Consider the following 11879-nt stretch of genomic DNA (forward strand, 5'->3'; position numbering starts at 1 on the left):
GAGGTGATGCTAAGTTGCGCCCATGGACATCAGCATCGATATCGACATCGAAACCCTCATCTACGGCATCGCCCTCGCCGGGGTGGCGGTGAACGCCGCCGCCGGGGTACTGGAGGCCGGGCGCAAGCCCTTCGACCTTTTCGGCATGGTGGTCGTGGCGCTGGCCGCTGCGCTCGGTGGGGGCTCGCTGCGCGACGTGCTGCTCGACCGCACGGTGTTCTGGATCGCCGACCAGAGCTACCTGATCGCCGCCATCGTTGCCGGACTCGCGACCTTTGCGCTGGTGCGCGTGGTGCGCCTGCCGGCCCGTCTGTTCCTGATCCCCGACGCCATCGGCCTGGCCCTGTTCACCGTCAGCGGTACCCAGGCCGCGCTGGCCATGGAGGCGCCCTGGCTGGTGGCGGTGCTGATGGGAGTGATCACCGGGGTGTTCGGCGGCATCGTCCGCGATGTGCTGTGCAACGAAGTGCCGCTGGTGTTCTCCAGCGAACTGTATGCCACCGCCTCTTTCCTCGGGGCGCTGCTGCTTGTCGGCCTCGTCGCCTGGGGGGTGTCGGCAGGCTGGGCGGCGCTCGCCGCCGGCACGCTGGTGCTGCTGGTGCGCCTGCTCGCCCTGCGCCTGCGCTGGCGTCTGCCGGTATTCATCGCGCGGCCCTGAACGGGGGCGTGCCGGTGTCTGCCCCGGCCGCCCTGAGTGCGCCCTAAGGCAGGCGCAGAAGGATGCGCAGTTCCGCGGTCGCGGCGTCGTCCGGCAGGTAGCCGATGGCATCGGGGTTGTCACCCAGGCGGCGGCGCAGGTCGGCGATGCTGGCCGCCTCGAAGGGCGGCAGGGCGCGTCCGGAGAAGACCTGGCGCGACCACCAGGCGCGTATCTGGGCGGGTTTCTTGGCGGTGAGCAGGAAGTAGAAGCGGTCGCGCTCGGCGCCGCGCGGCAGATCAAGGAGCTGCACGGAGTGGCCGTCGGCGGTAGTGCTGCGGCGGCCGAGGAAGAGTTGCTCGGCGAGGTCGCGGCTGAGTTCGCCGAAGCTGCTTGCGGCACCGGCGACGATGACGAACTCGGCGCGCACCGCAGTGCTGGTCAGCAGGCCGAAGGCGAGGAGCAGCAGGAATCGGCGCATGATGTTCAGAAGACCATGTCGATCGCGACGCTGAGCACATTCACCCGCCGCCCGCCCGGCGCCCGGCCGCCTTCATCGGGGTAGAAGGACCCCCAGGCCTGGCGGCCGATGCGGGCGTGGGTGAGTTGCGCCTTGAACGCCAGTGCGCTGTCAAGATCCCAGCGCACCCCCAGGGTGAGGCTGCGCTGGGCATCCGAACGTGAGGCCAGATAGGCATCGAAGGCGCCCTGCAGCGCGGCAGGGGGGGCCAGGCTGGTGATCGCCTGATCCTGGCGCTGGCTGGCGAGTACGACATAGGGCAGCACGCTGCCAGTGCGGTAGCCCGCACTCAGGTACCAGGCGTGGGCGCTGTCCACGTAGCGGTCGCTGCGGCGGCGGACGTACTCGCCGATGAACTGGTGACGGCCGTCGTCCCAGTGCACGCCGAAGGAGGTGAACGCCGCGCGCCCGCGCCGGCCGGAGAGTTCGTCGGCGAGTGCGTCGTAGGCCGGGCCGGCGAGTGCCAGGGCGGCGCTGAGGGCGCGGAAGCCGCTGTCCTTCCAGTGCACCGCCAGACGCCCCTGGCCGTGGCCGAGGTGGACGCTGAGGGCATCCCGGCTGGCAGTGAGGTTGATCCCGCGGACGCCGTGCAGGCGCGCCTCGCCACCGCCGAGCAGGTCGATCGAGCCGCCACCGTAGTAGGGCTGCAGCTCGATCGACCACTCACCGGCGCTGGCGTGCACCAGCATGTCGATGCCGTCGGCACTGGCGAACGGGTTGAGGCTGTAGACCTCGGTCGGCGGGCGCACCCAGGGGTGGGCGTAATTGACCCGCAGGGTGTCGGAGAACATGAAGAAAGGTACCCGCAGGCGGCCGGCGCGGATGCTTATACCGTCCGCCGGACTGTGGCGGAAGAACGCCCACGACAGCTGCGGGCGGTGATCGCCGTGCGGGTTGCGCTTGGCGGTCATCTGCACGGTGAGATCGCTGGCCTTGCTCAGGCGCAGGCTTCCCTGCAGGCCGATGACGCTGTCGGCACCGAAGTCCACCCGCTGGCGGGCGGGGGCGTTGAAGTCGGCGCCGTAGAAGCGCAGGTCGCTGCGATCGGCTGTTACCGCACCGAGGGTGGCGAAGCCGGACAGCTGCAGCGCCGGCAGCAGGGCATCGTCGGCGTGCGCGGCGGGGCTCAGGGCCAGCCACAGGGCGAGGAGGTGGGCTCGCTTCATGGCGGCGGCGCATCGCGCAGCAGCCCGGCAATGCCCTCGGCGGGCAGCGGCCGCGAATAGAGGTAGCCCTGGCCGTAATCGCAGCCCATGGCGAGCAGCAAATCGTGCTGCAGGGGGGATTCGATGCACTCGGCGACCACGGTCATGCCGAGGTCGTGGGCCAGCTCGATGCTGCGCCTGACGATGGTGCCGAGGCGCGGGGTGTCGGCGAGGGTGCGCACGAAGGAGCCGTCGAGCTTGAGAACATCGCAGGGGATGGTGTGCAGGTAGCTGAGCGTGGAGTAGCCGGTGCCGAAGTCGTCGATCATCACCTTCATCCCTGCATCGCGCAGGGTGCGCAGCATGGCCGCTGCCGGGCCGCTGGGTTCGGCCAGCGCGCTCTCGGTGATCTCCACCCGCACGGCTTCGATGGGCAGGCCGTGGCGGGCGATGGTGCCGAGGATGTCGGTGGTCAGGCCGACGACCTGGAACTGACGCGCCGACAGGTTGACGCTCACCGGCGGCAGGGCGTCGCTGCCGAAGAGTTTGCGCCAGCGCACGATGTCGGCGCACACCTGTTCCAGTACCTGCATGCCGAGCTCGTGGATGAGGCCGAGCGATTCGGCCAGCGCGACGAAGGCCAGCGGCGACAGCAGCCCTTTTTGCGGATGCTGCCAGCGTACCAGCGCCTCGAGGCTGCGGGGGGCGCCGCTGTGCAGGTCGACGATGGGCTGGTAATGCACCGTGAGGCCGCCGTCGCGCAGCGCTGCGCGCAGTTCGGATTCGAGCTGCAGGGCCTGCAGGGTCTGGGTGTGCATGCCGGCTTCGAAGATGGTTACCGGTTCGTCGCTGCTGCGCCGGGCGCGGTGCAGGGCGTTGTCGGCATCGCGCAGGATGGCTTCGCCGTCGTCGTGGTAGTCGTCGCTCAGTGCCACGCCGATGCGCGCCCGCGGATGGATCGTGTGGCCGGCGACCACCGCCGGCTCGGCAAGGCCTTCGCGCAGGCTGGCAGCGAGGCGGCTGGCCTCGTTGCGTTCGCCGATGTCGCTAAGCAGCACGGCGAACTGGTCGCCGCCGATGCGTGCGGCAATGTCGCCGCTGCGCAGGTGGCGGGCGATGCGGTCGGCGATGCGGCGCAGCAGTTCGTCGCCGGCGACATGGCCGAAGCTGTCGTTGACGAGGCGGAAGCGTTCGAGGTTGATGGTCAGCACGGCGAAGTGGAAATCGTCGCTGCGCCGTTGCCGGCCGAGCGCGCTGTTGAGGTGTTCGACGAACAGTGCGCGATTGGGCAACGAGGTCAGGCCGTCATGGAGGGCGTCGTGGAGCAGGCGCTGCTGCGCCTGGCGGCGCACATGGACGTCGGCGATCGAGCCTGCCATGCGGAAGGCGCGCCCGTCGGCGCCGCGCAGGGCGACGCCGCGGGTGAGGATCCAGCGGTAGTCGCCGCTGGGCAGGCGGACGCGGTGTTCGAGCATGAACTGGGCGCTGTCGCCCTTCAGGTGTTCGACGAGCTGGTTGTTGAAGCGACCCTTGTCGTCGGGATGGAGGTAGCCGAGGAGCTCGTCAGGAGGGAGCGGGCCGTCGTGCATGCCGCGCCCGACGATCTCGGCGAAGCGCGGCGAATGGTAGAAGGTGCGGGCAGCGATGTCCCAGTCCCACAGACCGTCGTTGGCGCCGTGGATGGCGAGGGCGTAGCGCTCCTCGCTGGCGTGCAGGCGGCTGGCGGTGCTTTCCAGCTCGCGCACGCGCCCCTGCAGGCGCTCCGCCATGATGTTGAAGCGGCGGGCGAGATCGGCCAGTTCGTCGTTGCCGGATTCCGGCAGGCGGTGTTCGAGGTGGCCCTCGGCGAGGGCCTGGCTGCCGTCGAGCAGGCGTCCGAGGTTGCGCGTAAGGAGGTAGCCGATCGCTGCCAGCAGTACCAGGGTGAGGCCCACCACGGCGAGCGCGATGACGCTGCCCTGCTCAAGGATGGCACGGCGGGCGTGGACGAGGTTGGCGGCGGAGACGCCGAACTGCAGGCTGCCGACTTCGTTGCCCGGCAGCAGCAGCGGGCGGCGGACGTGGATGAAGCCGCTGTCCATGCCGCCGAGGATGCCTGCGGCAGGGGGGCTGGCGCCGCCGTTGGATACCGTCTCGCCGGCATCGAGCAGCAGGCTGCCGTCGGCGCGGGCGATGCGCACATAGGTGAGGCCTTCGCCGGCGTCGACAAGCAGCTCGTCGAGGATGTCCTGCATGGCCTCGTAGCTGCCGTGTTCGCCATGCACGACGGCCATGCTGTGCAGCATCACGGTGTGCTGCTCGATGAGGGTGTCGAGGGTGGCCGACGCCGCGCCATCCATCAGGCGAACGCTGTTGGCCAGCAGCAGGGTGAGCAGGACGACCTGCACGACCGTGCTCGCCAGCAGCAGGCGAATGCGTATCGAGGTGCGGTGGAGGGGTAGTTGCAAGGCACGGACCGACGGCGGGTAGCGTGCCGGGATAGTGCCCCAATGCGGTCGTGCTGACTAGAGTGTAAGTAAAAATCTTACATGTAACAGATGAAAATGCCCGTTTTCACAGCTCCGTTCAGCGCCGCCCTTGTCGTCTTACCGCCGCCGAGGCGTCGATACGGCCGCTGGCGGCAAAGGCTTCGAGGTTCTGTTCGATGCGCTCGGGGTCGTAGAGGTAATTCACCATCATCCCCCAGGATTGCGCCAGACCTTTCGGTGAGGTGTCTGCCTGCCAGTTCAGGCGTTCGACGCGGGCGCCGTTGCCGAGGTGGAAGCGTGCCACTGCATCGAGCGGCCGGCCCTTGTGCTGGGCATGCAGAAGGTAGTCGGCGGCGACGCGCTGGAGCGGGTCGCGCAGGGCGTCGACGAGCGCGGCATTCTGCGCCCATGCCGGTTCGGCGAGGACTTCGGCAAGGCGCTCGGGATCGGCGCCGGCGGTGGCCACGCGCTTGCGGTCGCGTTCGGTGAGTGCGCCGGCGAGGGCCTCCGGCTGGCGCAGCGCCCATCCCGCCAGTCCGGGGATGGGCGAGAGCGTGGCGAAGGTTTCCAGGCGCGGGAAATCGCGCTTGAGGTCCTCAACCACGCGCTTGAGCAGGAAGTTGCCGAAGGACACCCCGCGCAGCCCCGCCTGGGTATTGCTGATCGAATAGAACACCGCCACCCTCGCCTTGTGCGGGTCGAGCACTGGCGCATGTTCGTCGAGCAGCACCTGGACGTTGTCGGCGAGCGTTTCGAGCAGAGCCACCTCGACGAAGATCAACGGTTCCAGTGGCATGCGCGGATGGAAGAAGCCGTAGCAGCGGCGGTCGGCACCGAGGCGGTTCTTGAGGTCGGTCCAGGAGCGGATCTCGTGCACGGCCTCGTACTCGACCAGTTTCTCGAGCAGCGCCGCAGGGGATTCCCAGGTGATGCAGCTCAGTTCCAGGAAGCCGACGTCGAACCATGCCGCCAGGCGCGCTTCGAGCTCGCGGTCGAGCGGCTTGAGCTCGGGGTCGTCGCGCAGGAAGCGCAGCAGGTCGGCGCGCAGGTCGACGAGGAACTTCACACCCTGCGGGATGGCGTTGAACTGGGTGAGGATGCGGATGCGTGCCGAGCGCATGGCGGCGCGCAGTTCGGCTTCGGCATCCCACTGGCGCGCGCTGCCGACGGCGTCCTGGAAGGTCTGATGGGCGGCCGCGATACGTTGAGGATCGGGGCCGAATTCGACTGCGATGATGCGCAGGAAGGCGTGCCTGCCGCCGTCGTCGAGGCGCAGGTAGGTTTCCGCCAGGCGCGCGGCACGCTGCCGGGTGGAGATCTCCCCGCCACGCCCTTCGGCACATTCGCGCAACTGCTCGCGGATGCGCTCGAGGGTGCGTTCGGTGGGTTCGTTGCGTCGCGCGGTGGCGCTGGCCATCAGCTCGCGCATGCGCGAGAGGCTGCGGGAGACGAGTCCGGGTGCCATGATCGGGAGCGGTGGTGGACAATGAGCCGATCATACCGCGCGCCGTGTGGCCGTGGCAGCATCGTGCCGCTGCCGGCGGTCGGGATGCGCCGGATGATGACGATGGAGAGTAAGATTGGGGCCATCAACCGAAGGGCCGATCGATGACTTACCGCAATCTGCCGCCGCTACCCTCGCCGCTGCGCATTGCCCTGGCCATCGCGCTGATCTATGCGGGCGTGGCGGTGGCATGGATCCTCTATTCCGACACCCTGCTCGCGGTGTGGGTGCAGGAGTCCGCGCGGCTGACCCAGCTGCAGACTTTCAAGGGCCTGTTCTTCGTGCTGTCCACGGCGCTGTTGCTGTTCCTGGCGATGTGGCTGGCGCTGCGCCGGCAGGCCGCCCTGCAGCGTACCCTGAGCGACCGCGAGGCGGCCTTCCAGCTCGCCATGCGGGCCTCCGGCATGGGCGTGTGGGACTACCGCGTCGGCCGCGAGGAGGTCGACACCAGTGCGCAGGTGGCGGTCCTGCTCGGCTATCCCCCGGAGACTTTCCGCGATAGCGTGGCAGCCTGGCAGGAGCGTCTCCATCCGCAGGACCGCGACATGGCGCGGCGGCGGTTCCGCGCCTACATGGAGGGGCGCGCGCCACGCTACGAGGCCGAGTTCCGCATGCGGCACCGCGACGGCAGCTATCGCTGGTTCCGCTCGACCGGTCAGGTCGTCGAGCGTGACGGCGACGGCAAGCCGGCGCGGGTGATCGGCGCCTATCTCGACATTGACGAGCAACTGCAGACCTGGAAGCGTCTGGCCGAAAGCGAGACGCGTGCGCGCCTGTACCTCGAGCGCATGCCCATCGGCTGCATGATCACCGATACCGACTGGCGCATTATCAGCTGCAATCCGGCCTTCGAGCGCATGTTCGGCTATGGCGCCGGCGAGCTGATCGGGCGCACCGCCTTCGATACCATCATCGCCGAGAGCGCCCGCGGACAGACCGAGGTGGTGCTGGCGCGCTTGCGCAGCGGCAGTTTCGACACCCACAACATCAACGAGAACCGCACCCGCGACGGCCGCAGCCTGCTCTGCGAGTGGTTCAATACGCCGATCCGTGACGCTGACGGCAAGGTCGTGCAGTTGCTGGCGATGGCCATCGACATCACCCGTCGTGACGCCACCGACCGTGCCCTCGCCGACAGCTACCGCCATCTCAGCGAACTCTCCGCCCGCCTGATGCAGGTCCAGGAGGATGAACGCCGCCGCCTCGCGCGCGAACTGCACGACGAGGTCGGCCAGCAGCTCACCGCGGTGAAGCTCAACCTGCACGCCATCGGCCGTGTGGCGGAGGACGACATTACCCGCGCGCGGGTGGATGACTGCGTGGACATCGTCGACCTCACCATTGCGCGCATCCGCTCGCGTGCCCTCGAACTGCGTCCCGCCATGCTTGATGACCTCGGCCTCGGTGCGGCACTGGCGTGGTATTGCCGCAGCGCTGCCGAACGCGCCGGGGTGGCGGTCGAGCTGCTCGGTGGGGATGGGCTGGAGCGCTTCGACGAGGCCGTCGAGACGGCTGCCTTCCGCATCGTCCAGGAAGCCGTCAACAATGCCCTGCGCCATGGGCCGCCGACGCGCGTGGAGGTGGAAGTGCACCACGACGGCCATGTCCTCGAACTGAGCATTGCCGACGATGGCAGCGGCTTCGATGCCGCTGCGCTGCGCAATGGCGGCGGCCTTGGCCTGGCCGGGATGCGCGAGCGCACCGAGCTGCTTGGCGGGCATTTCGCCATCGACAGCGCGCCGGGGGCGGGCACCCGCATCCATGCCCGCCTGCCGGCACCGCCGCGCGCGGAGGCCGATTGAGCGCGCGGGTGCTGCTGGTCGATGACCATGCCCTGGTGCGCAGCGGTCTGCGTGCGCTGATCGGCGGCTTTGCCGGCTTCGAGGTCGTCGGCGAGGCCGCCGATGGGCGTGCGGCGCTGGCGCTGGTGGAACAACTGGCGGTGGATGTGGTGGTGATGGACCTTTCCATGCCCGGGCTCAACGGCATCGAAGCCACCCGGCGGCTGCGCGCCGGGCTGGCAGACTGCCCGGTGGTGGTGCTGTCCATGCACACCGAACCCGACTACCTCGATCAGGCGCTCGCTGCCGGCGCCCGCGCCTACGTCGTCAAGGATGCCGCACCGGCCGAGCTGGAAGCTGCCCTGCGCGCCGCACTGCGTGGCGAGCGCTTCCTCTCGCCGCAGGTCGCCGGGCGGGTAGGGGCCGCGCACGGCGGCAGCCGCACGCCGCTGACTGCCCGTCAGCGCGAGATCCTGCGGCTCATCGCGGAGGGCTGCAGCACCCGCGAAATCGCCACCCGTCTGCACATCAGCGTCAAGACGGTGGAGACCCACCGTGCCCAGATCATGCAGCGCCTGGACATCTTCGACATCGCCGGGCTGACCCGCTATGCCATGCGCACAGGCCTGGTGTAGGCCCCTTCATTGCGTCAAAAGTCACGCTGCGATGAAAAATCAGGGATTCCCCGATGTTGCATGCCGACCGATTCATGCATCATCATGACCATACCATTGCCGTGCTGCCCGTCTGACATGTCCGCTGCCCTCGCCCACAACGCCCGCCTGCCTTCCGGCGCCGCTGCCGGCAAGGCCCCTTTGCGCGTGTTGCTGGCGGCACCGCCGGCATTGCGCAGTGGTCCGCTGGAGCGCTTCCTCGCCGATTCGCCGGACATCGAACTGGTCGGGTGGACCGACAGCGAGAGCCGCTCCATGCAGCTCTTCTTCCTTCTCGCCCCCGATGTGACGGTGCTCGACTGGCGCATCTCGGTGGCCGAGCCGGCACGCTTCGTCGGCCTGATCAAGCGTGTCGCCCCCTATGCGCGCATCGTCTCGGTGGTGCCGGAGGCCGACTCCGTGCCGGCGCGTGCCGCGCGTGCCCTGGGAGCCGACCAGGTGGTCACCGTCGACGAGCTTCCCGCCTGTCTGAGCGCCCTCGCTGCCGAGGGCGATGCCCTCCCGGCGCGTTATCGCTGAACTGCGCCGGGTGCCTTGCGGCTCGCCGCAAGCAGCCATATCCCGACCGCCACCATCGGCACGCACAGCCACTGCGCGGTGCTGAGCCCGGGAACGAGACCGGCGAAGATCCCCGGATCGGGAGTGCGGAAGAACTCCGCGGCGAAACGCAGGCAGCCATAGCCGATCAGGAACACCGCCGATACTGCACGCAGGGGCCGCGGCCGGGCAGCGTACACCCACAGGACGACGAACAGCAGCACACCCTCGCCGGCGGCCTGGTAGAGCTGCGAGGGGTGGCGCGGCAGCGCATCCACCCACGGGAAGATCATCGCCCACGGCAGCTCGCTGCTCACCGGGCGCCCCCACAGCTCACCGTTGATGAAGTTGCCGATGCGTCCCGCGGCCAGTCCGGTGGGTACCAGCGGGGCGATGAAGTCGGTGACTGCCCAGAAGCCCTTGGCGTGGTGCCGGCCATACAGCCACATCGCCACCAGCACGCCGAGGAAGCCGCCGTGGAAGCTCATGCCACCCTTCCAGATCTGCACGATCTCCAGCGGATGGCTGAAGTAGTAGGCCGGCTCGAAGAACAGCACCTCGCCCAGGCGTCCGCCGATGATCACCCCGAGGACACCGTAGAGCAGCAGATCGTCGATCTGCTGGCCGTCCCAGCCCAGTTCCGGGCGCCGCCGCGCATGCAGGCGGCCGAGGACGACGAAGAGCGTGAATGCGAGCAGGTACATCAGCCCGTACCAATGCACGCTGAACGGGCCGATGGTGAGGGCGACGGGGTTGAAGTGAGGATGGGTCAGCATGGCCGTGGGGCTTACTCGAACTGGGCGCGGAAGCCGGCGAATTCCTCGCGCAGCGCCTCCACCTCGGCACGCAGGGTGCGCACTTCCTCTTCCAGTTCGGCAATCCGCCCGCGCCCGCCCGGCGTTGCGCTGCCGGCACCTTCGACCATCGCCGGCAGCGCCGCCTCGCCGCCGAGCAGGTGGGCCCAGCGCACCTCCTTGGTTCCCGGCGCGCGCGGCAGGGCGATGGCCATCGGGGGGTACTTTTCCGCCAGATGGTCGAGGATGGCCTCGACCTCGGCAATCTCGCCGAAGCGGTGCATGCGCTCGCAGCGCTGGCGGATCTCGCCAGCGGTCTGCGCACCGCGCAGCAGCAAGGTGGCGAGCACGGCCTGCTCGCCAGGCGGCAGGGAGTGACGGAGGCGGACCTGATGTTCGAACTTGGCCACACGGGCACTGGCCTGGTCGCGTTGCGACACCAGGCGGCGCGCCATCAGGCTGTCAACGGCGTCGCGGACGGCCTCTTCGGAGAGGTTCATCACCGGCTCGCGGCCGGTGAGCTGGTTGCAGCCACCGACCAGCGCATTGAGCGACAGCGGGTAGTTGTCGGGGGTGACGAAACACTTCTCGATCAGTACCCCGAGCACGCGTATCTCTTCGGGGCTGAGGTCGAAGCCCTCGGCGGACGGGGTGGCGGCGGTGTTGTCCATGGCGGCGGCAGACGGTGCGGTAGCGAAGCGCCCCATGATAGCGCAGGGCGCCCCCTTCAGCGCCGTGGGCGGTAGCTGTAGCTGGCCGGCGCGGCGCAGCGCTGACAAGGCTGGACCTCGATGATGGGGTGGTGCAGGTTGGCCAGCCCGGTCAGGCGCGCGCGATAGTCGGCGGGCGAGGCCTGGGCGTGGCTGACCACGCTGACGGTGAGCGTCCACGCCCCCTGGCCGACCGACCACAGGTGCAGATCGACGATGCGGGTGCCGGGCACGCTCTCGATGCGCTCGCGCACTTCGTCGCGCAGGGCCTGCGGGCCTTCGACGTCGAGCAGCACCGCCGCGGTCTGGCGCAGCAGCCCGGCGGCCCAGCGCAGGATGACCAGCGCCGCGACCAGCGCGATCACCGGGTCCAGCCACTGCCAGCCCCACAGCCAGGCTGCCAGCAGGCCGACGATGGCCGCCACTGAAGTCAGCGCGTCGGCAATGACGTGGACCAGCGCCGCGCGCAGGTTGTTGTCCTGCGGGGCATGGGCATGGTGGGGATCGTGTCCGTGGGCATGATCGTGGCCGTGGTCATGAGAGTGGTCGTGGCTGCCGGCGAGCAGCCAGGCCGAGAGCAGGTTCACCGCCAGGCCGATCACTGCCACCACCATCGCCTCGACCGCGCGCAGGGGCTGCGGTTCGAGCAGGCGGTGGGTGGATTCGACGATCAGCCACAGCGTCGTGGCGCCGAGGAACAGCGCGCTGGTGAAGGCGGCGAGATCGCCGATCTTGCCGCTGCCAAGGCTCAGACGGCGGTCGCGGGCATGGCGGCGGGCAAGGTAGTACGCGGCAGTGGCAAGACCGAGCGCCAGCGCGTGTCCGCCCATGTGCACGCCGTCGGCGAGCAGCGCCATCGAGCCGGTGATCCAGCCCCCGGCAATCTCCGCCACCATCGTCACCAGGGTCAGCACGGTTACCAGCAGCGTGCGGGTTTCCGCCTTGCGGCGCGCGCCCTGGCCGAAGTCATGCGGGTGGCGAGTGCTGCGCGCGGTCTCGCAGGCGGGAGTCAGTGCGGGCAGGGCCTTGCCGTTCATGGGATTTCCGCAGAGGTCGGGCATGTGGAGGTGAGACATCAACGAGAATCATTTTATCCTCCGTGCGCGTCC

At 69.1% G+C, this 11879-nt stretch carries 11 protein-coding genes; 4 read left to right on the forward strand and 7 right to left on the reverse strand.

Features of this window, described 5'->3' with window-relative positions:
- Nucleotides 1-22 precede the first annotated feature (22 nt).
- Nucleotides 23-658, forward strand: coding sequence for a trimeric intracellular cation channel family protein (locus tag C8261_RS03665; protein ID WP_107492300.1), 636 nt, complete (start codon nt 23-25; stop codon nt 656-658).
- Between the two features lie 43 nt (nt 659-701).
- On the opposite strand, the gene C8261_RS03670 is transcribed toward C8261_RS03665, so the two are convergent.
- From C8261_RS03670 to C8261_RS03685, 4 genes are all read right to left on the reverse strand, one after another.
- Nucleotides 702-1118, reverse strand: a complete 417-nt coding sequence (locus tag C8261_RS03670; protein WP_107492301.1) for a hypothetical protein — start codon at nt 1116-1118, stop codon at nt 702-704.
- A gap of 5 nt (nt 1119-1123) precedes the next feature.
- Entirely contained in the window at nt 1124-2323 is a 1200-nt protein-coding gene (locus tag C8261_RS03675) for a hypothetical protein (protein ID WP_107492302.1), read from the reverse strand.
- Nucleotides 2320-4749, reverse strand: a complete 2430-nt coding sequence (locus C8261_RS03680) for a putative bifunctional diguanylate cyclase/phosphodiesterase (RefSeq protein WP_181358833.1) — start codon at nt 4747-4749, stop codon at nt 2320-2322. The genes C8261_RS03675 and C8261_RS03680 overlap by 4 nt, the downstream gene beginning before the upstream one ends.
- Nucleotides 4750-4867: 118 nt before the next feature.
- Entirely contained in the window at nt 4868-6238 is a 1371-nt protein-coding gene (locus C8261_RS03685; protein ID WP_107492303.1) for a malonyl-CoA decarboxylase, read from the reverse strand.
- A gap of 140 nt (nt 6239-6378) precedes the next feature.
- Between C8261_RS03685 and C8261_RS03690 the strand changes: the two genes are divergently transcribed.
- The 3 genes from C8261_RS03690 to C8261_RS03700 all read left to right on the forward strand — a co-directional run bounded on the left by C8261_RS03690 (nt 6379) and on the right by C8261_RS03700 (nt 9248).
- Nucleotides 6379-8076 (forward strand): PAS domain-containing sensor histidine kinase, encoded by a 1698-nt coding sequence (locus C8261_RS03690; protein ID WP_107492304.1) that lies wholly within the window; start codon nt 6379-6381, stop codon nt 8074-8076.
- Complete coding sequence (locus C8261_RS03695; RefSeq protein WP_107492305.1) at nt 8073-8690, forward strand: response regulator; 618 nt, start codon at nt 8073-8075, stop codon at nt 8688-8690. The genes C8261_RS03690 and C8261_RS03695 overlap by 4 nt, the downstream gene beginning before the upstream one ends.
- 117 nt (nt 8691-8807) lie before the next feature.
- Nucleotides 8808-9248: a helix-turn-helix domain-containing protein gene (locus tag C8261_RS03700; protein WP_107492306.1), complete on the forward strand. Its 441-nt coding sequence runs from the start codon at nt 8808-8810 to the stop codon at nt 9246-9248.
- Here the strand turns inward: C8261_RS03700 and lgt are convergent.
- From lgt to dmeF, 3 genes are read right to left on the reverse strand one after another with little or no spacing between them, the layout of a single operon-like run.
- The gene (lgt, locus tag C8261_RS03705; RefSeq protein WP_107492307.1) at nt 9239-10042 is read right to left on the reverse strand and encodes a prolipoprotein diacylglyceryl transferase; all 804 of its coding nucleotides are present in this window, start codon (nt 10040-10042) and stop codon (nt 9239-9241) included. The two genes, C8261_RS03700 and lgt, sit on opposite strands and share 10 nt — an antisense overlap.
- A gap of 11 nt (nt 10043-10053) precedes the next feature.
- Nucleotides 10054-10731: a YceH family protein gene (locus C8261_RS03710; protein WP_107492372.1), complete on the reverse strand. Its 678-nt coding sequence runs from the start codon at nt 10729-10731 to the stop codon at nt 10054-10056.
- A gap of 56 nt (nt 10732-10787) precedes the next feature.
- A complete protein-coding gene (gene dmeF, locus C8261_RS03715) occupies nt 10788-11807 on the reverse strand; it encodes a CDF family Co(II)/Ni(II) efflux transporter DmeF (protein ID WP_107492308.1) in 1020 nt (339 codons plus the stop codon).
- Nucleotides 11808-11879 lie beyond the last annotated feature (72 nt).

This window comes from Pseudothauera lacus (assembly GCF_003034845.1).
GTDB lineage: Bacteria > Pseudomonadota > Gammaproteobacteria > Burkholderiales > Rhodocyclaceae > Pseudothauera > Pseudothauera lacus.